The organism is Kitasatospora sp. NPDC057904, assembly GCF_042887925.1.
Lineage (GTDB): Bacteria > Actinomycetota > Actinomycetes > Streptomycetales > Streptomycetaceae > Kitasatospora.
The window spans coordinates 962,309-983,368 of record NZ_JBHVOL010000001.1; the positions used below are offsets into that span (position 1 = coordinate 962,309).

16 protein-coding genes are annotated in these 21,060 nt (G+C 74.5%); 10 read left to right on the forward strand and 6 right to left on the reverse strand.

Annotated elements, in window-relative coordinates; all coding sequences use genetic code 11:
- Nucleotides 1-80: 80 nt before the first annotated feature.
- From ACFVSN_RS04450 to ACFVSN_RS04460, 3 genes are all read left to right on the forward strand, one after another.
- A complete protein-coding gene (locus tag ACFVSN_RS04450; protein WP_380441801.1) occupies nt 81-500 on the forward strand; it encodes a YciI family protein in 420 nt (139 codons plus the stop codon).
- Nucleotides 473-1,831: an RNA polymerase sigma factor gene (locus ACFVSN_RS04455; protein ID WP_387953690.1), complete on the forward strand. Its 1,359-nt coding sequence runs from the start codon at nt 473-475 to the stop codon at nt 1,829-1,831. Before ACFVSN_RS04450 ends, ACFVSN_RS04455 begins: the two co-directional genes overlap by 28 nt.
- Nucleotides 1,832-1,912: 81 nt before the next feature.
- Complete coding sequence (locus ACFVSN_RS04460) at nt 1,913-3,517, forward strand: multicopper oxidase family protein (protein WP_387602086.1); 1,605 nt, start codon at nt 1,913-1,915, stop codon at nt 3,515-3,517.
- Here ACFVSN_RS04460 and ACFVSN_RS04465 read toward each other — a convergent pair.
- Nucleotides 3,496-4,830: an MFS transporter gene (locus ACFVSN_RS04465; RefSeq protein WP_387602083.1), complete on the reverse strand. Its 1,335-nt coding sequence runs from the start codon at nt 4,828-4,830 to the stop codon at nt 3,496-3,498. The two genes, ACFVSN_RS04460 and ACFVSN_RS04465, sit on opposite strands and share 22 nt — an antisense overlap.
- A 225-nt stretch (nt 4,831-5,055) precedes the next feature.
- Between ACFVSN_RS04465 and ACFVSN_RS04470 the strand changes: the two genes are divergently transcribed.
- From ACFVSN_RS04470 to ACFVSN_RS04490, 5 genes are all read left to right on the forward strand, one after another.
- The gene (locus ACFVSN_RS04470) at nt 5,056-5,754 is read left to right on the forward strand and encodes a hypothetical protein (protein ID WP_387602080.1); all 699 of its coding nucleotides are present in this window, start codon (nt 5,056-5,058) and stop codon (nt 5,752-5,754) included.
- Nucleotides 5,755-5,832: 78 nt separating this feature from the next.
- A complete protein-coding gene (locus ACFVSN_RS04475; protein WP_380439188.1) occupies nt 5,833-6,246 on the forward strand; it encodes a nuclear transport factor 2 family protein in 414 nt (137 codons plus the stop codon).
- A 79-nt stretch (nt 6,247-6,325) separates the two neighbouring features.
- Nucleotides 6,326-7,348 carry a methyltransferase gene (locus ACFVSN_RS04480; protein ID WP_380507775.1) on the forward strand — a complete coding sequence of 341 codons (1,023 nt, stop codon included), beginning with the start codon at nt 6,326-6,328 and terminating at the stop codon, nt 7,346-7,348.
- A 215-nt stretch (nt 7,349-7,563) separates the two neighbouring features.
- On the forward strand, nt 7,564-9,576 hold the full coding sequence (locus tag ACFVSN_RS04485) for a trypsin-like serine protease (RefSeq protein ID WP_380507778.1): 2,013 nt from the start codon (nt 7,564-7,566) through the stop codon (nt 9,574-9,576).
- A 137-nt stretch (nt 9,577-9,713) separates the two neighbouring features.
- Nucleotides 9,714-11,588, forward strand: a complete 1,875-nt coding sequence (locus ACFVSN_RS04490; RefSeq protein WP_387602075.1) for an SMI1/KNR4 family protein — start codon at nt 9,714-9,716, stop codon at nt 11,586-11,588.
- Nucleotides 11,589-11,712: 124 nt separating this feature from the next.
- Here ACFVSN_RS04490 and ACFVSN_RS04495 read toward each other — a convergent pair whose 3' ends face one another.
- Nucleotides 11,713-13,527 carry an alkaline phosphatase family protein gene (locus ACFVSN_RS04495; protein WP_387602072.1) on the reverse strand — a complete coding sequence of 605 codons (1,815 nt, stop codon included), beginning with the start codon at nt 13,525-13,527 and terminating at the stop codon, nt 11,713-11,715.
- Nucleotides 13,528-13,771: 244 nt separating this feature from the next.
- Between ACFVSN_RS04495 and ACFVSN_RS04500 the strand changes: the two genes are divergently transcribed.
- Nucleotides 13,772-14,956: a hypothetical protein gene (locus ACFVSN_RS04500; protein ID WP_387602069.1), complete on the forward strand. Its 1,185-nt coding sequence runs from the start codon at nt 13,772-13,774 to the stop codon at nt 14,954-14,956.
- Between the two features lie 49 nt (nt 14,957-15,005).
- Here the strand turns inward: ACFVSN_RS04500 and ACFVSN_RS04505 are convergent, their stop codons facing one another.
- The 3 genes from ACFVSN_RS04505 to ACFVSN_RS04515 form a co-directional block, all read right to left on the reverse strand.
- Nucleotides 15,006-16,835, reverse strand: coding sequence for a protein kinase (locus tag ACFVSN_RS04505; protein ID WP_387602066.1), 1,830 nt, complete (start codon nt 16,833-16,835; stop codon nt 15,006-15,008).
- Between the two features lie 134 nt (nt 16,836-16,969).
- On the reverse strand, nt 16,970-18,151 hold the full coding sequence (locus ACFVSN_RS04510) for a CapA family protein (protein WP_387602063.1): 1,182 nt from the start codon (nt 18,149-18,151) through the stop codon (nt 16,970-16,972).
- A 175-nt stretch (nt 18,152-18,326) separates the two neighbouring features.
- Complete coding sequence (locus ACFVSN_RS04515; protein WP_387602061.1) at nt 18,327-19,370, reverse strand: zinc-dependent alcohol dehydrogenase family protein; 1,044 nt, start codon at nt 19,368-19,370, stop codon at nt 18,327-18,329.
- Nucleotides 19,371-19,480: 110 nt separating this feature from the next.
- Here ACFVSN_RS04515 and ACFVSN_RS04520 point away from each other — a divergent pair, with 110 nt between their 5' ends.
- Nucleotides 19,481-20,389: a LysR family transcriptional regulator gene (locus ACFVSN_RS04520; RefSeq protein WP_387602058.1), complete on the forward strand. Its 909-nt coding sequence runs from the start codon at nt 19,481-19,483 to the stop codon at nt 20,387-20,389.
- Nucleotides 20,390-20,400: 11 nt separating this feature from the next.
- Here ACFVSN_RS04520 and ACFVSN_RS04525 read toward each other — a convergent pair whose 3' ends face one another.
- Nucleotides 20,401-20,958, reverse strand: coding sequence for a hypothetical protein (locus ACFVSN_RS04525; protein WP_387602055.1), 558 nt, complete (start codon nt 20,956-20,958; stop codon nt 20,401-20,403).
- Between the last annotated feature and the right edge of the window lie 102 nt (nt 20,959-21,060).

The following is a 21,060-nucleotide window of genomic DNA, read 5'->3' on the forward strand; positions in this document are numbered from 1 at the left end:
TGTGTCGATCCGCCACGCCGCCGTTCGACCTGAGGTAGAGAGGGTCGACGGACGACCCCCCGACACCGAGGAGAACGACGATGGCCAAGTACATGCTGATCATGCGCGGCACCGACGAGTCGATGACCAAGATGATGGAGACCCCCTTCGAGGAGATGCTCGAAACCGTCGGCCGCTTCAACGAGGAGCTGATCAAGGCGGGCGTGCTCGTCGCCGCCGAGGGCCTCGACGACCCGGGCCAGGGCGTCGTGGTCGACTACAGCGGCGAGACCCCCGTCGTCACCGACGGCCCCTACGGTGAGACGAAGGAACTGTTCGGCGGCTTCTACCTCATCGACGTCGCCTCGAAGGAGGAGGCGGTCGAGTGGGCGAAGCGGATGCCCGCCATCCCCGGGTCGAAGTGCGAGATCCGGCGCGTCCCGGCGATCGACGAGTTCCCGCAGGACAACGAGTGGATCGTCAAGGAGCGGGCGTGGCGCGAGCGGACCGGCCAGCTGTGACGGAGCCGGCTCCCGCCGACGGCCCGCCGGGCGGCGAATCCGCCCGGCGGGCCGTCGAGGCGGTCTGGCGGATCGAGTCCGCCCGGATCGTCGGCGCGCTCACCCGCTACACCGGGGACTTCGAACTCGCCGAGGACGTCGCCCAGGAGGCGCTCGCGGAGGCGCTCGTCTCCTGGGCGCGCGACGGCGCTCCGGCCAACCCGGTCGGCTGGCTGCTCGCCACCGCACGGCGGCGCGCCATCGACGGCTTCCGGCGCCGCTCCGCCCGGGACGAGCGCTACGCCCGGCTCGCGGGCCGCCTCGCCGAGGGCGAGGCGGCCACCGGCGCCCTCCAACCGCCGGAGCGCACCGACGAGTTGCCGTGGGACCCGGACCGCGTCGACGACGACGTGCTCGCGCTCATGTTCATCGCCTGCCACCCCGTGCTCTCCGCCGAGGCGCGGGTGGCCCTCACGCTGCGCGTGGTGGCGGGCCTGTCCAGCGAGGAGATCGCCCGCGCGTTCCTCGTGCCCGTGCCGACCGTCCAGGCCCGGATCACCCGCGCCAAGAAGACGATCGGCGCCGCCGGCGTGCCGTTCGAGCTGCCGCCGGCCGACGAGCGCCGCACCCGGCTCGGCGCGGTCCTCAGCGTCCTGTACGTGATCTTCACCGAGGGCTCGACCGCCACCAGCGGCGACGACCTGCTGCGCACCGACCTCGCCCGCGAGGCGGTCCGGCTGGCCCGGATGCTGGCCGCCCTGCTGCCCCGTGAGCCCGAAGTGCACGGCCTGCTGGCCCTGTTCGAGCTCACGGCGGCCCGGTTCCCGGCCCGGACCGGGCCCGACGGCGAGCCGGTGCTCCTGGAGGACCAGGACCGGCGCCGGTGGGACCGCTCGGCGATCCGCCGCGGCCGGGCCGCCCTCGACCGCGCCGCGGCGGCCGGGCGCGGCCTCGGCCCGTACGGCCTCCAGGCCGCCATCGCCGCGTGCCACGCCCTGGCGCCCTCCGTCGCGGAGACGGACTGGGAGCGCGTCGTGCTCCTCTACGAGGCGCTCGGCCGGGTCGCGCCCTCGCCCGTCGTCGAGCTCAACCGGGCCGTCGCGGTGGCGATGGCGAGCGGCCCGCAGCCGGCGCTGGACCTCGTCGACGACCTCGCCGCGACCGGCCGGCTCGCGGGCTCCCACCTGCTGCCGACCGTCCGCGCCGAGCTCCTCTCCCGCCTCGGCCGTACCCCCGAGGCCCGCGCCGAGCTCGACCTGGCCGTCCGCCTCTGCGCCAACGCGCGCGAACGCGCCGTCCTCCTCCGCAAGGCCGCCGCCCTGGCGGACGGCGACGAGGAAATTCGGGGGTAAGTCTTGTCGGGCGCATGCCGGTTGCTGAATCCTGGCGCCCGCACCACCCAACCCTCACCCAAGTGAATACGGAGAACCCTGATGTCCCGTGACATCGGAGCGGACGCGCACGCCCAGCGGCGGCGAATACGGCGCACCAGACGCCTCATCCACGCCGTGACCGCCGTGGCGGTGCTGCTCACGGCCGCCGTCGGCGCCGACGCGGTGGCCGTCTCGCCGGCGGCGGCCCCACCGCCGCCGCCCTCGACCGCCGAGCAGGAGAAGGGCATGCGGGCAGGCATGCCGTTCCAGGACCCGGCCACCGTGGACGCCACCGGCAGCGCGAGCCCCGACCTCACCCTGACGCTCGACGCGGCGCGCAGCCGCTTCGACGTCTCCGGGCGCGAGGTCTACGGCGCCTCCTACACCGGCTCGTTCGTGGCGCCCACCGTGCGGGTGGCGCCCGGATCGACCGTCACCGTCCACCTGGTCAACCACCTCCCGGTCGCGACCAACCTGCACTTCCACGGCCTGCACGTGTCCCCGGAGGGGCAGTCCGACGACCCGTTCCTGTGCGTGGCGCCGGGCGGGTCCACCACGTACCGGCTGGAGATCCCGGCCGACCACGCGCAGGGCACGTTCTGGTACCACAGCCACGCGATGGGCACGTCGTGCCCCATGGCCGACGGCATGGCGGGCCACGACGCGGGGTTCACGCCGGGCGACGTGGAGAACCAGATCTTCGCGGGCCTGTCCGGCGCCCTGATCGTCGGGGACGACCGCACGCTGCTGCCGGCGGGCCTCCGCGACGTCACGGCGCACACCGTCGTCCTCAAGGACGCCCAGCTCGACGCGGGCGGGCACATCCTCCAGGGCACCGCGGCGGACCCCCTCCAGTCCGGCAACCCGACCGTACGGCTCGTCAACGGCCGCCTCCGGCCGGTGCTCCCGATGCGGCCGGACGAGACCCAGCTGTGGCGGCTGGTCAACGCCGGGGCCGACATCTTCTACCGGCTCCGGCTGGACGGCCGCCGCTTCACCGTCGTCGGCGAGGACGGCACGCCCGTCGCCGCGATCACCACCGCCGACGAGTTGCTGCTGCCCCCGGGCAAGCGCTACGACGTCCTCGTCACCGCGAGCGGCACCCCCGGCCGGACCGTCCTGCGCACCGCCGCCTACAGCAACGGCCCGCAGGGCGACGCCTATCCGGACGTGCCGCTGGCCACGGTCGCCGTCACCGGCCGCCCGGCCCACCGGCTGCCGGAGCCGACCGGCGCCCTGCCGACCGCCCCGGCCGACCTCGCCACCGCGCCCGTCGCCCGGCGGCGCACCCTCGACCTGTCCGAGAGCGCCGACGGCAACACCTTCTACATCGACGGCCAGCAGTTCGCGATGGACCGTTCCGTCTTCGACACGCCCGCCCGGCTCGGCACCGTCGAGGAGTGGACGATCGTCAACCACTCCGGCGAGGACCACCCGTTCCACCTGCACACCACCGCGTTCCAGGTCCTGCCCGTCGACGGCGCCGCCCAGCCCTACACCCACCGCCAGGACACCGTCCCGGTGCCGCACGCGGTCGACGGCGTCCCGGGCCGGGTCGTGATCCGCGTCGCCTTCGAGGACTACCCGGGCCGTTGGATGTTCCACTGCCACATCGCGGCGCACGAGGACAACGGGATGATGAGCTACATCGACGTCGTCCGCTGAACCTCGCGGGCCACCTGCCGACCGTCCTGGCGCGCCTCGGACTCCTCGGGCCGCGCCAGGGCGGCCAGCCGGCGGGCGGCCGATCGGCGCTGGACCGCGCCCAGGGCCGTCACCACCGCGCCGAGCCCGATCCAGCCGACCGGGCCGGCCGTCATCACCACGCCGGTCAGCAGCAGCGGGCCGGCCGACTTCTGCACCGACTGGGACATCCCGGCGACGCCCAGGTAGGACGCCCGCGCCTGCGGCGGGGCCAGGCTCACCGCCAACTCCCAGGAGCTGACCGAGCGCAGCAGTTCGGCGAACGTCACCAGCGCCCCGGCCGCGAGCAGCGCCGCCGAGGCCGCCCACGCCCCGCGCCCGGTCGAGGCCGCCAGCAGCAGGCAGCTCGCGAGCAGCGTCACGCCGTACCAGGCCAGCGACTTGACCGCCCCGCTCGGCCCCTGCGCCCAGGCGGAGACGCGCAGTTGGAGCACCACCACGAGCACGGTGTTGAGCACCAGGAAGGCGGGCACGAGGGCGTGCGGCGCGGTGGTGTGGTGGACGAGCCAGAGCGGGAGGCCGACGTTGAGCACGGAGTCGTCGAGGTTGAGCGGCATGTCGAGGAGGACGAAGAGCAGGTAGCCGCGGTCCCGCCAGGGGCTGCCGGCGGCCGGCTCGGGCCTGCTCGGCGCGGTGCTCCGCGTCACCACGAGCCCGTGCCCGGCCGGTTCGCCCGTCCGCCGGACGAGGGCCGCGGCCAGGACGAAGGAGAGCGCGTTGGCCAGGATCAGCGCGCGGTAGGCGGTCACCGTGCCCACCGCGAGCCCGGCCGCCGCGATGCCCGCGCCGAGTGCGTAGCCCGCGTTGGCGACGCTGCGGAAGAGTGCCTGGTACTCGCCGCGCCGCTCGCCCGCGACCCGGGTCGCGAAGAGCATCTCCAGCGTTTTGGCGCCGCGCTCGCCGAGGCAGGTGAGCGCGACGAGGAGCAGCATCAGGACGTACTGGTCGACGACGAGCAGCAGGGCCATCGTCCCGAGGCGCAGCAGGTGGCACGCGGTCAGGAGGCCGCGGACGGTGAAGCGCTCGGCCGCCCGCCCGGCCAGCGGCGAGCCGGCGATCCCGGCGACGGCGGCGACGCCGAGCAGGAGGCCGAGCCGGCCGGCGTCGAGTCCGCGGACGAAGGTGAAGTACAGGACGGAGGCGGCGGCCCAGACGCCGGTGCCGGTGCGGTCGACGAACTGGGCGAGCAGCATCGTGCGGGCGTCCGGTCCGCCCGGTGGCCGCCGCAGCTGTCCGATCAGCCCGCCGCCGCTTCCGTTGGCGCTCCGCCCCATGGTGCTCCCCCGTCCCGTTCCCCGGGGCTCACCCCCGGATCAATCTCGACATCAAGATACTTCACATCAAGAGTTCTGGCGAGATCCGGGGGCCCGGGTTCCGCTCGCACCGGTGCTGCCGCCACACTGTCGCGAGCGCAGGAGAGCAGGGGCGCGAGAGCACAGGAGAGCGGAAGCGCGGGAGCGCAGGAACACAGGAGCGCACGAACGGACGGGGGCCCGGGCATGGCACGCCGCAGGAACAAGAAGCAGAAGAGACCGCTGAGCGACGGAACGTTCCGCCCGAATTCCGCCGCCGGGAAGGCCCGAAAGCGGCGGCCCCGCAAGGACCGGCCGCTCAGGCCGCGGACCGTCCGCATCACGGCGCTGCTGACCGGGCTGCTCGTGCCGCTGCTGGTCGTCGGCCTGATGGTGCTCGGCGCGAACCCGGACTACAGCCTGCCCTGCGCCGTCGCCGCCGTGATCGTGTTCATCGCGGGGCTCGGCGGCCTGATGGCCCTCCGGACCACCGGGTGGGTGCTGTGGCCGGGCGTCGTGCTCGGGATCGCGCTGCTCGTCCTGCCCATGAGGGCCTTCCAGGCCGAGGTGATCGCGCACCGCGGGGTGCGGACCGACGTCGTGGTCACGTGGGCCCACTCGGCCAAGGACAAGCGCGGCGTCGTCAGCTGGACGTGCGGGATCCGCCATGCGGACGGGACGCCGCTGCCGCACGGCGAGTACAGCGGGTCGGGTTGCGGCGGCCCGTCCGACGCGGGCCGGAGCACCGTCGTCCTGGCCGACCCGGACGGCTACGTCCCGCCGGTCGCCGCCGACTACGACCTGTCCTTCGTCGGACTCGGCGTCTACGCGGTCGCCGGCGCGGGTGCGCTCTGGGGCCTGCTGACCCTGGCCGCCGCGCGCCGGACGCTGCGGAAGCCCTCCTGACTCACCGTCACCCCCCTTCGCCAGTCGAGCGTCCCTGTGATTATGTGGCCTCCCGTGCCCACGTCCAGGGAGACCGACATGCCCCGAACGCCGCAGCAGATCTTTGAGAGCTACGTCCACGCCGGACCCCTGTCCCGCGACGCCGACGCCCTCGCCGAGACCTTCACCGAGGACGGCGTCTTCGAGGCACCGTTCGTGCCCGCCGACGCCGACTTCCCGCGGCGCCTGGTCGGCCGCGAGCAGATCCGCAGCGCGATGGCCGAGCAGTACCGGCGCGGCGGGAAGGTCGGCCGCACGCCTAACTTCGCCAAGTCGAGCTACGTGCTGCACACCACCACCGATCCGGACGTGTTCATCGCCGAGATCGACACGGTCTTCGACGGGGAGGGGGACGAGGGCGACACCACGGCCTCGCTCGTCCAGATCTTCCGGATCCGCGACGACCGGATCGCCCGTCTGCGCGACTACTTCGCACCGGACTTGGTGGACTGAGCACGCCGTTGCTCCGCCCGGGTGGGCCCGCCCGCGCGCCCAGGCGCGCCGGCGGGTCCGGCTCGCTAGCTTGACCGGCATGAACGCCCCGGCCTCCCCCACGCCCGCCATCGCGATGCTGCGCCTGCTCGGCGGGTACCAGATCGCCCAGGCCCTCTTCGTCGCCGCCAGAGCCGGCCTAGCCGACCAACTCCTCGACGGACCACGCCCGTTGGCCGAGCTCGCCACCGCCACCGGCCTGCGCCCCGACCCGCTGGCCCGGATCGTCCACGCGCTCGCCGGCGAGGACGTCTTCGCGCTCGACGCCGACACCGGGCTGGTCCGGCTCGGCCCGCTCGGGCGCACCCTCGCCTCCGGCGTCCCCGAATCCGTCCGCAACATCGCCCTGATGTGGATGGACTCGCACTACCGCGCCTTCGGCGAGCTGTGGGGCACCGCCGAGACCGGCCGTCCCGCCGCCGAACTCGCCTACGGGGAACCGTTCTTCGACTGGGTCGGCGAGGACCCGGCCCGGGTGGGCGCGTTCACCGCCGCGATGACCGACTTCGCCCGCGCCATCCGCCACCACGCCCTGGACGCGGTCGAGCTGGACGGCGCACGGACCGTCGTCGACATCGGCGGGGCGGACGGCGCCGTCCTGGCCGTCCTCGCCCAGCGCGACCCGCACCTGCGGGGCACCGTCTTCGACCTGCCCCACGTGGTCGCGGCCGCCCCGGACGTCCTGCGCGCCCACGGGGTCGACGACCGGATCACGACGGCGGGCGGCGATTTCTTCGTCGAAGTGCCGCCCGCGGAGGACTACTTGGCCTGCTTCATCCTGCACGACTGGTCCGACGAGAAGGCCGGGCACATCCTCGCCAACGTCCACCGCGCCGCCACCGCGCCCGACGCCCGCCTGATCCTGGTCGAGACCGTCCTCGACCAGGGCGCCGCCCCCGAGGTGGCCTCCCTCCTCGACCTCACCATGCTCGGCATGCTCACCGGCCGCGAACGCTCCGCCACCGACTGGCGCGACCTCCTCGCCGCGTCCGGCTTCCGCCTCGACCGGATCCGCACGACCCAGGGCCCGATGTGCGTGATCGAGGCGACCCGCCTCCCCTGACAATTCGACCGGATTCCCCCGAAGAGCGAAATCCCCATTCCGAAGGAATACCGCCGCAAAACCACCCGGAACATGACGACCCACCAGGGATCCGCCGGGGCGGCCGGCGACTTTGACGGGCGAGGAATGCGGGCGATAGCGTCCGATTGATCGTTTCTTTGCCGGCTCGGGGGGTGCTGGTGCCTCCCGGGCACGTCCTCTTACGGGAGATTCTGGTGCGTACAGCTCGAAGACTGGCCTGGCCCCTCGGCGCAGCCCTCGCGATACCCGTGATGGCCGGTTCGGTGCCGGCGGCGACCGCCGCCGAGGCCGCGCCGGCGCCGGTCGCGGCGGAAGGGTTCGGCTACCCCGATGCGGCCAAGGTCCTCGCGGACCGGAACATCACCCTCACGGCCGGGGACGGGCACATCGTGCTCGCCGACTGCGCCTCGGGGCCCGGCCTGGTGCAGCTGTACAGCCGCACGGCCAACCCGAGCCTGGTGTGCTTCCGGATCACCGGGCCCACCGGGTACCTCGCCCTGCAGATCCCGCAGGTCTACAACATCAAGGGCGACGACCACACCATCAAGGCCACGCTGAACACCGCGGGCACCGTCAGCAGCCTCGACGTCAACAAGAACGCCTGGACCCCGGTCGGCGAGGGCGACGCCACCAGCTCGACCACGCTGCTGGAGCTCAACGCCACCGACGGGCCGGCCGCCCCGGCCGCGGGCACCGACTACCAGGCCGTCGGCACCGTCGCCTTCGGGCAGCCCGGCCACCCGGGCTCGCGCTCCTGCACTGCCGCCCTGGTCGACCGCAACTGGGTCCTGACCGCCGCCTCCTGCTTCGGCGACAACCCCGCCGCCGGTGCGCCCGCGACCGCGAGCACCGCCACGATCGCCGGCCACACCGTCGGCATCGCCGAGCTCGCCACCCGCGGCGACCGCGACCTCGTCATGGCCCGCCTCGCCACGCCGGTGGACGGCCTCACCCCGCTCGCCGTCTCCGCCACCGCGCCCGCGGCCGGCGACAGCCTGCGCGTACCCGGCCACGGCCGGACCGCCACCGAGTGGGCGCCGTTCCAGGTCCACACCACCACCCACACCGTCGGCGCCGTCGCCGCCACCGGCATCGACACGGCGCCCGCCGCCGGCGCGGCCGCCCTGTGCCAGGGCGACGCCGGGGCCCCGCTGCTGCGCGACCGCAACGGCACCCCCGAGATCGCCGCCGTGGCCGTACGCTCCTGGCAGGGCGGCTGCCTGGGCACCCCGGCCACCGAGACCCGTACCGGGGCGACGTCCTCGCGCGTGGACGACCTCGGCGCGTGGGTGCAGCAGGTCCGGGCGACCGCGACCGGCTGGAAGACCCAGGCCCTGGTCAAGGGCGACAACGGCCTGTTCCAGGCCACCCGCCTCTACGACGGCAGCTGGACCGCGTTCCAGGACGTCCAGGCCACCGCGGGCAGCATCGGCGGCGTCAAGTCCGTGGCCGCCGCCGGGATCAACGGCGACACCCACGTCCTCGCCCTCGGCGGCGACGGCCGCCTCCACCACTCCCTGCGCAAGCCCGACGGCACCTGGTCCGCCTTCGGCGACGTCAACCAGGCCGCCGGGGAGCTCGGGAACATCACCCAGGTCTCGGCCTCCTCGATCGGCGCCGACCTGCACGTCGTGGTCCTCGCCGGCGGCCAGGTCTTCCACACCGTGCGCCACGCCGACGGCACCTGGACCGGCTTCGGCGCCGTCTTCGGCGCCGCCGGACCGCTGAACGGCGTCACCTCCGTGGCCGCCGCCGGCACCGGCAGCGAGCTGCAGGTCGCGGCCGTCGCGGGCGGCACCGTCCAGCACACCGTCCGTGCCGCGGACGGGACCTGGAGCGGCTGGGGCTCGGTCGCCGACGCCGCGGGCCCCATCGGCACCGTCGCCTCCGTCGCCATGGCCCGTCAGGGCGGTGACATGGACCTCGTCGCCGTCACCTCGACCGGCGCCCAGTTCCACACCATCCGCTTCGCGGACCGCACCTGGCAGCCCTTCCGGCCGCTGACCGGCGTCCTCGGCAACATCACCGCCGCCTCCGTCAGCGCCGCCCCCGTCGACGGCGACGCCCAGTTCGCCGTCACCACCACGGACAACCGCGTCCTGACCACCGCCCGCCACGCCGACGGCACCTGGGCCCCCGTCCAGACCCCCGACCTGACGGCCGTTCCCGGCAACCACACCGGCACCGCCATCACCGGCACCCTCTGACGACCGTCACCCGACCGTCCCCACGGACGGCCGGCGCCACGTGACGATCGCTCCCGCGGCCGCCTCGCCCCACCGGGCGGGGCGGCCGCGGCCGTCGGGCCCCGGAATTGTCAGTGGTGCGTGCAAGGATCGCCGCCATGACCGAGGAGACGTTCGACTGGGGTTCCTTCCTCACCCGCTGGAGCGAGGAGTGGGCCGACACCTGCACCGAGCCCGCCGACGAGCCCGCCGACGAGGCCGCGCGGGCGCGCGGGCTGGGCTTCGGGCCCGCCGCCGAGGAGCGGATAGCGGCGGCGGAGGAGCGGCTGGGGCGCCGACTGCCGCCGTCCTACCGGGAGTTCCTCGCGGTCTCCGACGGGTGGCGGCACGCGGGCGGGTTCATCGACCACCTGGCCGGCGCCGGGGAGGCCCGCTGGCACGAGGACGCCGACGGCCTCGGCGAGCACTTCGACGAGGGCGAGCTCGACGGCATGTGGGCGCGCGCGCTCCAACTGGACGTCGAATCCGACATGACGTACGTCCTGCTGGATCCGCAGGCCGCCGACGAACACGGCGAGTGGGCCGTCTACTGCCATCAGGTGTGGTCGCACTCCCCGCCCACCCGGCACGACTCCTTCCGCGAGTTCATGCTCGCGCAGTACCGGGAGTTCCACCGCCTCGCCGCCGACCACCACGCGGAGCGGCCGTTCGCCAACGACACCACCCGCCGCCTGGACGCCCAGGTCGAGGCGGCCCGGCTCGACGCGCTGCGCGGCGACCACGAGCGGGCGGCCGCCGCGCTCGCCGACGCGGCCGGGTACGGCCGGCCCCGGGCCAAGGGCATGCTGCACCAGTTGCGCCGCCTGCTGGGGCGGACGTACCTGGTGGACTACGGCTCGCTGCCCGCCGACCCGCGCTACCTGCGCGAGGTGGTGCCGCTGCTCGCGGTCGAGCAGGTGGCGAACCGCCACGACGCGACGGTCTGGGGCTACCGCGTGGGCGTCTCCTCCGGCCGGCACCGGGAGCAGGCCGACGAGGTGCTGCGCGAGGTCGAGGAGCGGACGTTCCGGTACACCGCGGAGGGCCCCTTCGGCGCGGCGGTCGAGCAGGCCCGCGAGCAGGCCCGCTGGGGGCGCACGGACGCCGCCTGGCACACGCTGCTCGCCGCGCTCCCGCAGTGGACGCCGGTCGGCCCCGACCACCTGGCCCCGGTCGGTCTGCTCGCCGACCCCGTCCTCGGGCCCCTGGTCACCCCGGAGCGCGCCCTCGCCCTGCTCGCCACCCCCAGGGACGGCCGCCCGGCCCCGCCGCCGACCGGCGGCCCGCGGGACGCGGACGAGCTCGCCTGGCTCGCCGACCACCGCGAGGCCTACCGGTTCGTCCTCGTGGAGGGGGTGCACCCGGCAGACCTTCCCGCGCGCCTCGGTGCCGAGGACGCCGCCCTCGGCGCACCGGCGACGCCCGACGAGACCCACCTCGAAGTCGTCCGGGCCGGCGGCAGTTCCTCCTACGACTCCTACAACTCCTTCGTTTCCTACAACTCCTACGACACCTACGACGACCGGGCCCGCGCCGCCGTCGGCCACGCGGGCGAGTCCGGCTGGAGCTTCGCCTTCGACGCCCACCCCGCCCGTCACGACGAACAGCGCTACGTCTCCCCCGCAGCGGCCTCCTCGCACGGCACGCGCGCCGTGGTGGTGTGGTCCGCACCGGATCAGGGCCTCTTCCACCTCTCCGTCGCCGAACAGGGCACCGAGCTCTACGCCTTCACCGTCCGGGGCTCCGAGATCCACCGCACCTGCACGGACATACCGCCCGCCCTCGACCCGGACGTCCTGTTCGCGCCCGGGGGCGAGGGCCGAGCGGAGCGCCGGGCCCTGGCGGCGATCGCCGTCCACTTCGGTGTGGGCCTCCCGCGCTTCGCCCTCACCGAAGGCCGCCTCCACCACGTCACCACCCGTTCCTGGACCAGTCCCCCGGGCCCCGGCGAGACGTACGCCCGGATTTCCCTGGGCGGCTCCGGCGGCCGGTGATCGCGGCCGGTGATCGCGGCCGGTGATCGCGGCCGGTGATCGGCGCAGCACCCGGAGGAAGCCGGAACGACCGCGGCCCGGACGCCGGTCGGACGTCCGGGCCGCGGCGGGGGTGCCGCCGGCGTCAGCCGATGGTCAGCCGGAACGGTCCGGCGAGCACCGAGTAGCCGTCGTTGGCGAGGTAGTAGGCGTCGTACGCGCCCGCGCCGCCGATCTTGCCGGTCGACAGCGTGACCGCACCGCTCTGGTTGGGCGTGTAGGCCCAGGTCAGCGAGGAGCGGGAGCCCGGGGTGACGCCCGCCGGGTAGACGCCGACCCAGTTCTTGACCGCGACCTGGGAGGTGTTCGGCAGCGCGTACCGGAGGGTGACGTTGCCGCCGCCCGCGACCTCGTTCAGGTCGCCGGTGAGCGTCGGGCCGGTGGCCGCGGACGGGGCGAACGCGGCGTTGAGCGGGGTCGCGTAGGTGTCGTTCGCGGTCAGCCCGGGCAGGCCGAGGGCGGACTCGATGGTGCGGCCGATGGAGTAGTGGTCGTAGTGCAGCGGGCTGCTGGTGCCGGCCGGGACGGTGCCCTGCGAGCCCACCGCGACGGTGGCGACGTGGTTGTAGGCCTCGCCCGAGCTCTCGTCCCAGGTGAGGAGCAGCAGGGAGCGCTGCTGGGTCCACGCGGGCGAGGACAGGACCGGGGCGAGGGTCTGCTTCAGCCAGCCGTCCTGGACCTGCAGGCTGGTGGCGCTGCCGTTGCCGGAGGCCTCGCCGTCGTAGTAGTCGTCGGCCGCGATCCAGGAGAAGTTCGGGGTGGTGGCGGCCGACTGGAGGTCGGTGGTCAGCTGTGTGGTGTCGAAGAGGTGGGCGGCGCAGCGGGCCGGATTGCCGCTGATGTCGGTGTAGTTGATGAACGGCGCGTCGTCGGGCATGTACTTGGCGTCGTACTGGGTGGTGGTGTTGCAGGGCGTGCCCATGCCCTGCTCGTAGGCCTTCCAGGTCTTGCCGGCGTCCTCGATGGTGTCACCGAGGTTGCGCTGCGGGGAGTTGATGTTGGGCCAGTAGGTGGCGCCCTTGGTGTACGCGTCGCCGCCGGCGATCGCCATGTAGTTCTCGTCGCTCGGGTGGTAGACGCCGTGCGCGTCGGTGAGGGTGGCACCCTGGGCCATCAGGCCGTGGATGAACGGGGTGTCCGCCGGGTCGTTCATGATCTGGGCGTAGTCGGTGTTCTCCATCATGACGGTGAACACGTGGTCGTAGCCGGGCACGGCGGACGCGGGCGGGCTGACCGGGGCGGGGGCGGCGACGGGGGTGTCGAGGGTGAGCGAGAGGTTGTCCAGGTAGCCGGTCTCGTTCGTGGTGGAGAGGAACTGCACCTCGACCTGGATCGACCGGGCGCCGGCCGGGACGGCCCCGGTGGCGGTGCGGGAGAGGAACTTGGTGGCGAGGCCGCGGTCGGTCGCGGAGACGGTCGGCAGCTTGGCGGTCGTGCCGACCGGGTTGCCACCGGCGTCCTTGAAGTGCAGGCTGACGGCGACGTAGCCGCCGTACGTGGTCCAGCCGCCCAGCCAGCCGGCGAGGTCGTAGTGCACCCCGCCGCCGTCGATGGCCGTGGCGGCGGAGGAGACGTCGACGGTCTGCGACATCGAGCCGTCGCCGAAGTTGCCCGGGCCGAAGAAGGCCTTGCCGGGCGTCCTGCCGTCGTTCGGCAGGCCGAAGGAGCCGACGCCCTGGCACAGCACGTTGACGCCGCCGGCCTGGACGGTCCAGCCGGGGACGGTGGTGGCGGCGCTCCAGTCGTTGGTGCAGTAGCCGCCGGCCTCCGCGTCGCCGTTGACGATCAGGTTGCCGCTGCCCGCCGCCGCGTGGGCGGTGGCGGGGGCGGCGACGGCCGTCGCGCCGAGGAGGGGGAGTGCGGCGAGCAGCCCGCCGAGGGAGCTCCAGCGCAGTCTCATCAGGGGTACCTCGTCCCGTTGGTGAGGGTGGTCGCCATGGCTTCGCGCCATGAGCGGACATAGAAGTACCGGCCGGTGCTGTCCGAGGGAAGAACGGCGACCGAACTTGGTCAGACAACTTTGCGTGAGCGGCGAGGTGGCACGGGCACGATCGGAGCCGTCGGTCCCCCTGGCCGGCTCCGTACGCCAGACTGTCCGGCGTAGCGGGACGGCAGGACGCAGCAGGGCACGGGGAGGAACGGCAGTGGTCAGCGACATCGTCAAGGAGCTGGGGGCGGCACTCGGTCGCACCGGCACGGTCCGCCTCGGGGCGGACCACCACCGCCTGACCGTTCCCGTCGCGGGCGGCGAGCTCGCGGTCGACGTGATCGGCGACGCCACGGCGCGGCGGGTGGTCCACCTCCTCCCCGGCGGCGGACTCAACGTCGCCGCCAACTACTGCACCGCGCAGGGCCGGAGCCTCGCCCGCTTCCTCACCGACCACGGCTACCTGGTCATCGGGACGACGCCCCGCGAGGACGCCCTCACGCCGGAGGCCCCCGACGACTGCACGGCCTGGGGCCTGGACTCGCACCGGGCGGACCTCGAACGCGTCATCACGGCCGCCGACGCCGTCACCGCCCTGCCGTACGAGCTCCTCGGCCACTCGGCCGGAGCCGCACTCGCCCTGGACACCGCCGCTCGCGCCACCGCCGCACGCGCCACCGCCGCACGCGCCACCGGCAGCGCCGGTCCCCTGCGCGTCCTCGTCCTCGACACCACCGGCCCGTACGATCCCGCGACGGAGCCCGAGCTGGTCGCGAAGGCGGAGGCGCTCACCGACCTCCTCCAGCAGCAGCTGGACGCGGGTGCCGGGACCCTCGACCCCGGCCTCAAGGGACTCTTCGCCCGCGCGGCCACCGCCCCGGACGCGCCGAGCGGCATGCCCCGGCCGGTGCCCCAACAGGCGGGCGAGCCGGGGCGGTTCAGCAACCTCGGCCTGCTCCACTACGCGCTCACCCACACCCGTGACCTGCCCGGCCCCGCCAACTGGATCTACCACCGGGGCCACAGCGGCGGTACCCACGCCTTCGGCCCCACCCCCGCCGAGGACCGCTTCACCCTGACCCACACCCCGCTGGCCGTCTGGGCGGAGGCGATCGAGCGCCTCGGCAGCGGCCTCCAGCCCACCGCCCTGCTGCGCGACCTGGCCGCCGTGTGGGCGGGGCGGACGGACGTCCACCGGATCGACTGGGCCGCGATCCGGGCCGACGTGGTCTGGATCAACGCCGAACTCGGGCGTGGCGACCACGACTCGGGCGCCCGCCTGATCCGCGCGGGCGGCGCCCGGGTGGACTACCGTGTCGTCCCCGGCTACGGCCACGGCGACGTCGTGTGGTCGGACACCGCCGAGCAGGACGTGTGGACGTCCCTGCTGCCCGGGCGCTGAGCGCGGTCGTACCGGCAGGGCCGCGTCCACGTCCGCGTCCACGTCCGCGTCAGGACAGCGTCCACACCTGGTTGTCCGCCTCCGAGCAGGCCTGCACCCTGACCCACTGGGCCATGCCGTCGGAGGTCAGGCACTGCTTGGTGGAGGAGTTGACGACCTGGTAGCCGCCGGGGACCGGGACGAAGGACCAGAGCTGGTTCTCCGCGCCCGGCGGGTTCGTCCAGACCTGGATCCGGCCGGTGGTCAGTTCGAGGTCGAGGACCTTGGTGTAGTTCGTCGAGCCGTTGCGCAGGAGGTAGCGCCCGTCGGAGAAGTAGTCCAGGCGCCACTGCTGAGCCGGGGAGCGGTTGGCCGGATAGGTGCCGACGCGGTTGCCGTCCTTGTCGACGGAGTAGGCGTTGTCCAACGCGTTGCTCCCGAGGGAGAGCTGCGCCAGCGGGGGCAGTTGCGGCGCCGGCTTCGGCGCTTGCGTGGGCTGCGGCTGTGGCTGCGGCTGCGGCTGCGGGGCCGCCGTCGGCACCGCGGGCGGCACGGTGGCGGTCGGCTGGGCGGGGGCCGGCGCCGGCGCCCCGGTGGTCGGCGCGGCGGAGGGCGGCTGGGCCTTCCCGGTGGGGGCCTGGCCGGTGACGGGCAGCGTGGCCGGCGGGGCGAGCGCGCCCGCCGGCACGGGCCCGGCGCTGGGGCCCGACGTCGCGGCGGACACGGGCACCGGGCCGCCCCCGTCCCCCGCGCCCGGGCCGGCGGAGGGCGTCGGCGTCGGCGCGTCGGGCGTCGGAAGGCCGCCGGACGGGACGTTCGGGTCCGGCGGCACCGCACCGCCCGGGTCCCCGGACCGCCCGGCGCCGGCCGTCGGCCCCGCGGCGACGGCGTCGCCGTGCGGCACGCCGCCCGCGCCCGGCCGGCTCACCACCGCCCCGGTGGCGCCCACCGCGCCCAGCACGGCCATCGCCACGACCGACACCACCGCCCGCCGCCGCAGGCCGGTCCACGACCGGCGCCCGGCGACGGGTCGTTGGCCGGTGTGGACCGCAACCGCGGGCACGCCCTCCGCGGCACCCGCCGCCAGCGCCTCCCGGACGGCCTCCGCCATCGCCGCCGCGTCCGGCCAGCGCTCGCCCGGGTCCTTCGCCATCGCCCGCTCGACGATCGCCCGCACCGGCCCGGGTATCGGGTCCGGCAGCGGCGGCACGGGCTCCGTCAGGTGCTGGAGGATCACCTCCAGCGCGGTCTCCCCGTCGAACGGCAGCCGCCCGGCCAGGCACTCGTAGAGGACGACGCCGAGCGCGTAGAGGTCCGCCGAGCCGGTGACCGGCCCGGTCGAGGCCTGCTCCGGCGCCTGGTACGCGGCGGTGCCGAGGACCATCCCGGGGACGGTCAGCCGGGCGTCGCTGCCGGGGCGGGCGATCCCGAAGTCCGCGATCACCGTCCGGTCGCCGCACACCATCAGGTTGGCCGGCTTGACGTCCCGGTGGACCACCCCGGTCCCGTGCGCCGCCACCAGCGCCTCCAGCACCTGGAGCGCCATCCGCAGCGCCTCCTCGGCCGGCAGGCTGCCCCGGCGCGCCAGCACGGCGCTCAGCGGCTCCCCCTCGATCAGCTCCATGACCAGGTAGGCGACCTGCCTCCCGATCACGGGGGCCTCGCCGTGCCCGAAGTCGTAGACCCCGACGATGCCCGGGTGCCGCAGCTGCGCCATGACGCGCGCCTCGGCGTGGAAGCGCTCGGCGAATCCCGGCTCGTCCAGCAGGACGGGCTTGACGACCTTGACGGCCACCCGGCGGCCGAGGACCTCGTCCTCGGCGAGCCACACGTCGCCCATCGACCCACCGCCCAGCCAGTCCACCAGCCGGTAGCGGTCGGCGAGCACGGTGCCACGCATGGTTCTCCCTGAGTCAAGTCGCATCGGTTGCGCGCACGCCGTCGACCGGGGCGCCCCCGGAGATCATGGGGCCGCTCGATAAGAGCTGACTTGTCGTCGGATGAACACCGCCCGCTGTGCGGGGATTCGGCGCGTTATGGCGCCATGGTCAGCCCCGCCGGTCCGGCACCCCGGCTGAGCACGACGGAGCGGATGTGGTCGAGGGCCGTGGCGTAGTCGGCCCGGCCGGGGTCGGCGCGGGCGGCCTCCCGCAGGTCGAGGACGCGGTAGGGCGGCCCGAGGTCGGTGACCTGCGGGACGAACTCCGCCTTCGTCACGGTCCACCGCCGCCCGGGCGCGGCCGGCGGCGAGAAGGTGAACCGGGCGATCGAGGACCAGTTGCCGCGCGGGTCCTCGGCGCCCGTGGGGTTGAACATGTGGCCCGCGAGCTGGTCGCCCATGCCGTAGACCGTCCAGGTGTCGTTGATCTTCTCGTAGGCCTGCGGGATGTGGGCGTGCGTCCCGAGGACCAGGTCGACCACCGGCCGCCCGGGCTCCGGCTCGGCGGCGAGGTCGCGGGCCAGCGCGAGCTGCTGCTCGTTCGGGGCGTCCTGCCACTCGGTGCCCCAGTGGACGCTGACCACGACGACGTCCGCCCCCGCCTCCCGGGCGGCCCGCGCGTCGGCGAGGATCCGGTCGCGGTCGATGAGGTTGACGGCCCAGGGCTGCCCCTTCGGCAACGGGATGCCGTTGGTGCCGTACGTGTAGGCGAGTTGGGCCACCGTCGCCCCGCCCGCCGTGAGCAGCGCGGGCCCGCCCGCCTCCTCCTCGCCGCGCGCGGACCCGGTGTGCTTCAGCCCGACGGCGTCCATGGCGTCGAGCGTGCGCCGGATCCCGGCCGGCCCGTCGTCGAGCGTGTGGTTGGAGGCGGTGTCGCAGGACGCGTACCCGGCGTCCTTGAGCGCCCGGGCCACCTGCGGGGGCGACTTGAACGACGGGTACCCGGTGAACGGCCCGCCGTCGGCGCCGTACACCGTCTCCATGTGACAGATGGCCAGGTCGGCGGCCCCGATGACGGGCTTGACCCCGGCGAGCATCCGCGTGAAGTCGTACCCGGTGCCCCCGGCGTCCTCCTTGGCCTGCTGGATGATCTCGGTGTGCGGCAGGACGTCCCCCGTCGCCACCAGCGTGAACGCCCGCGGCCCCGGGGGCGTCGGCACGGCCGTCGGGCTCGTGGCCACCGACGGAACGGCCTCCGGCACCGGCGGCCCGCCGCACCCCGCGAGGGCGAGCAGTGCAACGGCCAGGAGCACCTCACGGCGCGGTGATCTCATCATCGTGTCGTCCCACAGTCGGCGGATATGACCCCCCGTCCTCCGACTATGGGAGCCCACCCCCGCCCCTCCCGTCCCCCACGCCCCACCGCGCCCCGACCTCACCCGACGAGGCGAGCCCGGGCCGCGGGGACCGTGCGGCCCCGGCGGGAGCCTGCGGCCCGGCAACGGCGGGACGTCAGAAGGCGATCCGGACCTTCAGCGCCGAGCGGTCGTCCATCGCGCGGTAGCCGTCCGGCACGCCGTCGAGGGTGACGGTGCGGTCGAAGACGAGGCCCGGGTCGATCGCGCCGGAGAGGACGTCGGGCAGCAGCTCGGGGATGTAGGCGCGGGCGGGGGCGACGCCGCCGACGACCGCCACGTTGCGGTCGAACATCTGCCGGATGTCGACGCCGGCGCTGCCGCCGTGCGGCACGCCGACGTAGCCGACCGCGCCGCCGTCGCGGGCGATGGAGATCGCGGTGCGCATCGACTCCTCGGTGCCGACGGCCTCCAGGACGGCGTGCGCGCCGGTGCCGCCGGTCAGCTCCCTGACCGCCTCGATCGCGGCCTCCCCGCGCTCGGCGACGACGTCCGTGGCGCCGAACTTGCGGGCGATGGCCGTGCGCGCCTCGTGGCGGCCCAGCGCGATGATCCGGCCGGCGCCGAGCCGCTGCGCGGCGAGCACCCCGCACAGGCCGACCGCGCCGTCGCCGACCACGGCGACCGTCGCGCCCGGACGCACCCGCGCCGAGACCGCCGCGTGGTGGCCGGTGCTCATCACGTCGGACAGGGCGAGCAGGCCGGGCAGCAGCGCCTCGTCCCCGGCCGCCTCCTTGGGCAGCCTGACCAGGGTGCCGTCGGCGAAGGGGACCCGGACGGCCTCGCCCTGGCCACCGTCGGAGCCGACCTCGCCCCAGAAGCCGCCCCGCGGGCAGGAGGTGTGCAGGCCGTCGCGGCAGAACTCGCAGGTGCCGTCCGACCAGACGAACGGGGCCACCACGAAGTCGCCGCGGGCGAAGCCGGACACCTCGGCGCCAACCTCCTCGACGATGCCGAGGAACTCGTGGCCGATCCGCTGCCCGGCCACCCGGGGCGCCACGCCGCGGTACGCCCACAGGTCGCTGCCGCAGATGCAGGCGTTGACCACCCGCACGACGGCGTCGGTCGGCCGCCGCACCACCGGGTCGGGCACCTCCTCGATCCGGATGTCGGTGGGGGCGTGGATCACGGTGGCGCGCACGGAACTCTCCTGGCACTGCTCATGGGACCTGGACTGGAGCAGCCAGGGTCGCCAACCGGGCGCACCCGTGTCCAGCTACATCTCCTACACCGCTTCCTTAAGATGAACTGATGCTCGACGTTCGACGACTCGTCCTCCTCCGCGACCTGGAGGCCCACGGCACGGTCACCGCCGTGGCCGACCTCCACGGCGTCACGCCGTCCGCCGTCTCGCAGCAGCTGCGGCTGCTCGAAGAGGAGACCGGCACCCGCCTCCTGGAACGCACCGGCCGCTCCGTCCACCTCACGGCCGCGGGCCGCCGCCTCGCCGGCGACACCGAGCACGTGCTCGCCGCCCTGGAGCACGCCCGCATCCGCCTGCACGCCGAGACCGGGAGCCCCGCGGGCCCGCTCCGCCTCGCCTGCTTCCCCAGCGCCCTCGTACCGCTGGCCGCCCCGCTCGGCACCGCCCTGAAGACCGCCCACCCGGACGTGCGGCTCCACATCACCGAGGCCGAGCCCGAGGCCGCCGTCCGGCTGCTGCTCCAGCGGCGCGCCGACCTCGCCGTCGTCTACCGGTACGACAACCTGGCCACGCCCCCGCACGCGGACGTGGAGACCCGGGCGCTGCGGTCCGATCCCTTGGTCGCCGTGCTGCCGTCCGGTCACCCGGCGGCCCGGCCGACGGGTGCGCCGATCGACCTGCGCGAGCTCGCGGACGCCCACTGGACCACCGCGCCGCCGCAGACCGCCTGCGGCGCCGCCGTCCTCCAGGCCTGCCGCTCGGCCGGCTTCACCCCGCGGGTCAGGAACGTCTGCACCGACTTCTCCGCGATGATCGCCCTCGCCGAGAGCGCGGGCCACGCCGCGCTGATCCCCCGGCTGGCCACGGCCCACCTGCCGTCCACGCTGACCGCACGGCCGGTGGCGGACGACACCCTCACCCGCAGGATCGAGGTCGCCGTCCGCCACAACACGGCGCACGAACCCGCGATCGCCGCCGGCCTGGACGTGCTCCGCACGCTGGCCGGTGGCCCGTGAGCGGCTCCGGCTCAGCCCAGGGTGCAGGCGAGCTGCGCCTTCACCGCGTCGAAGATGTTCTCCTGGGCACGGCAGTCGGCACTGTAGACGTCCTCCCACTTGGGGCTGATGAAGTGGACGTTCACGATCTCGGTGATGATGCTGACGCCGCCCTGGGCCTTGATGGTGTTCTGGGCGATCAGCACCTGCGGCGTCGGCGCCGTCTGGGCGCCGATGACGCCGCCCTCACCGTAGAACAGGTTGGTGATCTTGGTGTAGACGGTGACCTTGTTGCCCTGGATGTTGTTGCCGATGATGGCGACCGTCCAGTCCTTGTAGTTGCGCTGCCAGGCGTAGTTGGTCGCCCGGTTCAGGGCGGACACGGTGCCGTACTGGGCCTGGACGATCCAGTGGTGCCTGCGGGCACCCGGGTCGCGGGGCTGCGCCGGCTCCCCCAGCCGGGCACCGCTCGCCGAGCCCAGCAGGGGCGCCGCACTGGCCGGCGCGGCGATGCCGCCGGTGACGGCGAGGGCCGCGGCCCCGGCGACCACGGCCGTCTTCCACTTCCCGGCGAGCTGACTGGTTGCCATCGTTGTTCTCCTCGTTCCCTCACGTCCACAAGCGCCTGGGCATCACCCGGCGCCCATGACTCTCGCCGACCGGTCACGGGGCGCACATCAGTCATTTGACGG